This is a genomic window from Mesorhizobium sp. FG116, from assembly GCF_057809835.1.
The window spans coordinates 1-2,513 of the sequence record NZ_JBMDKS010000095.1; the positions used below are offsets into that span (position 1 = coordinate 1).

3 protein-coding genes are annotated in these 2,513 nt (G+C 61.1%); all 3 read left to right on the forward strand.

Annotated features, from left to right (window positions below):
• The first annotated feature begins 268 nt into the window (after positions 1-268).
• The 3 genes from ACODTY_RS23765 to ACODTY_RS23775 all read left to right on the forward strand — a co-directional run bounded on the left by ACODTY_RS23765 (position 269) and on the right by ACODTY_RS23775 (position 2,500).
• Entirely contained in the window at positions 269-430 is a 162-nt protein-coding gene (locus tag ACODTY_RS23765; RefSeq protein ID WP_488996639.1) for a hypothetical protein, read from the forward strand.
• 127 nt (positions 431-557) lie between these two features.
• Positions 558-836 (forward strand): hypothetical protein, encoded by a 279-nt coding sequence (locus ACODTY_RS23770; protein ID WP_488996640.1) that lies wholly within the window; start codon positions 558-560, stop codon positions 834-836.
• An 899-nt stretch (positions 837-1,735) separates the two neighbouring features.
• Positions 1,736-2,500 carry a ParA family protein gene (locus ACODTY_RS23775; RefSeq protein ID WP_488996641.1) on the forward strand — a complete coding sequence of 255 codons (765 nt, stop codon included), beginning with the start codon at positions 1,736-1,738 and terminating at the stop codon, positions 2,498-2,500.
• Positions 2,501-2,513 lie beyond the last annotated feature (13 nt).

A 2,513-nucleotide genomic window follows, 5' to 3' on the forward strand; every position in this document is an offset into this window, starting at 1 on the left:
TGCCTGACCCGACCTGCCGGTCGGATGTGGTCACGCGCGCTGGTCGCGCGCGTGGGTCTCTCTCTCAATGACGCCTATTCTATCGCATCTCCTCGCGCGTCAAGGATGAGCGGTTCCCCCAATTTTTGCCGGCCTTCGGCCGCGTCCCTGCGGGCCGTGCGCAAAAATCGGCTCCCCCGCTCCCCGCCGCCGGCGGCCGCTTCGCGGTCCCTGACCCGCTCGTCGATAAACGATGAATGCCTGTCGTCATCGAGAGAAGGAGACGACAATGTCCATTGATCAACACATCGAGGAATTGCGCGCCGAACTCCGCAACGCTGTCTATCCCGACGAGCGCCGCTTGATCGAAACCGAGCTTGCCAGGGCCATAGCCGAGCGGGACGCGATGCTCGCCGAGTGGGCCACGAACGACACTGAGATCCCGATCTAGGGATCGTCCCGAGATCAACAGCACCTTCCAGCGCCTCAACGGGGAAGCATCGGCCTGTCCGGGGCCCGTCGAGGCGCTGGGCCCTCAATCTCAAAACGCATCGCACCGCAATCAGCAGGAGCTGACCATGACCGATCAAATCACCTCCATCGACGGCGGCAGCCAGCAATACTGGACCGAGCTGCGCCACGCCTACGCGCTCATCCGTGAACTGGAGCGCCGCAGCGACATTTGCCGGCGCGCGCCTCTCTATCGCGGCCACTACATCAGCGAAGACGGCGACATGGAAATCGACGAAAACATAGAACCATTTGACGATCTGGACGATGCCTTGAAGGCTGTGCAGGCAAATCCGAAAGCCATGCGCATCCTCAATGCGCAAGGCCGGGATCCCCGCCAGATCTAAGGCGGATAGCGTGGGGCCGGCGATGATGCTGTCGTCGGCCTCGCTATTCCACCTGCCCCGATCACAACCCGTCTGCCATGGCGCCGACCGCCCGATCATCGCTGTGGCAATGCCGGTTCGATCAAGCAGGGCGCACCGGCGGCATCGAGCCAGCCGGGGCGCCTTGGGGGGAGAGACTAGCCGCCTCTCCCCCCAAACCCCTCTCTCCTAGCAGCCTGCTTCGCAGCCGGCCTTTCGGGCCGGTTGGCGGACGCTGCCGCGACTTCGCCAATCCAGCCGGGCCGTTCGCTTGGCGTCAGTTTGCCGCCGCAACTGACGCCTGCGCTCCGACCCTGGCGGGGTGCTCCCGCCTCGATGCACTGTCGTGCATTCTCGGCGTTCGCTTCGGATTTTTCGAGAGTAGGCTGGTTGGCCACCACCGTGAGTCGCTGTCGTCCTCGCCTTCAGTCGCAAAGCGGCCAAAGGCTTCGTCGGACATCGGTCAATCATCTGGCCGCGCGATCTGCAAGCAGTTGCGCGGCCAGATGATTGACGACGGTGCTGGCCAACCAGCCTACTCTCGAAAATGGCAGGATAGGCTAGCTGGTGACAGCTAGCCATTGCGCCCGCGGGGCGCCAGTTTGGTTTCGCCTCAGACGGGTAGAAGAAGCTCGCGTGTGCCCGCTTCGACCAGGCAGGCCGAACATCGAAACGTCTGCGGACCGCAAGAAAAGACTTCGGTGTCATTGTCACATTGGCACCCGGTGACAATGCCACCCGGTGACAATGTGACAATGTGAAATTGCGTCATTGTCACTGGGCGGCACTATCAAAATGACGCCCGGTGACATTGCGCTCTACGCTCAGAGAATTATACTATGGTGTAATTCCTTTCAGTCGTTGCGAAGAGCTGTCGCTTCATGTCGATCCAGGCAATCTCCAATGCGCCGTCCGTTTCGCTGGCCCTGTGTACGTTCAAAGGAGGGGGAGGAAAGACTGTCCTCAGCCTTAATCTGGCGGGGGAGTTCGGTAGCCAGGGAACCCGAACGCTACTCATCGACTGCGACCAGCAGCAGTCGCTTTTTCGCTGGTATAAGACCTCCGTCGCTCGCGGCTTGATCGGCGAGAGCGACAATATCGATGCGATCTCCGTACTGCCGAATGAGGATCTGAACGAGCGGCTGAACTCGGCGCCGGCGGCCGACATCCACATCTACGACGTCGGCGGGCACGCCCATGGTCGGGCCCTGGATGTTTTCAGAAGGGTCCAGGCGGTGATCATTCCGGTTATTCTCGAGGCGACGAGCGCGACGCAAGCGATCAACGTCTCGAACCTCCTGAAGCAGATCGCAGCGCAGGAGGGCAGGGCGGTCACGCCACATGCGGCCATCTGGAACAATGTCGATCATATCGCAATGATGAAGAACCGCGCCATTCCGGAAGTCATCAAGCTCCTCAGTGCCGGCAACGTGCCGACCTTCGAGACGATCATCCGTAAGAGCAACCATTTCAGCGACGTCGCGGCCGGGTACGGAACGCTCTATACGAAGCTGCGCGAGATCGACGAGAATCCAAAGATGGCGCCATCTGCGAGGAAACGGGCTCGCGAGAGCGTGCTGGACGCCATCGACCAGATCAAAGCGCTGAACAACGATTTCATCAACCTTATCAGCGCGGCGTCCTGAATATGGCCACCTC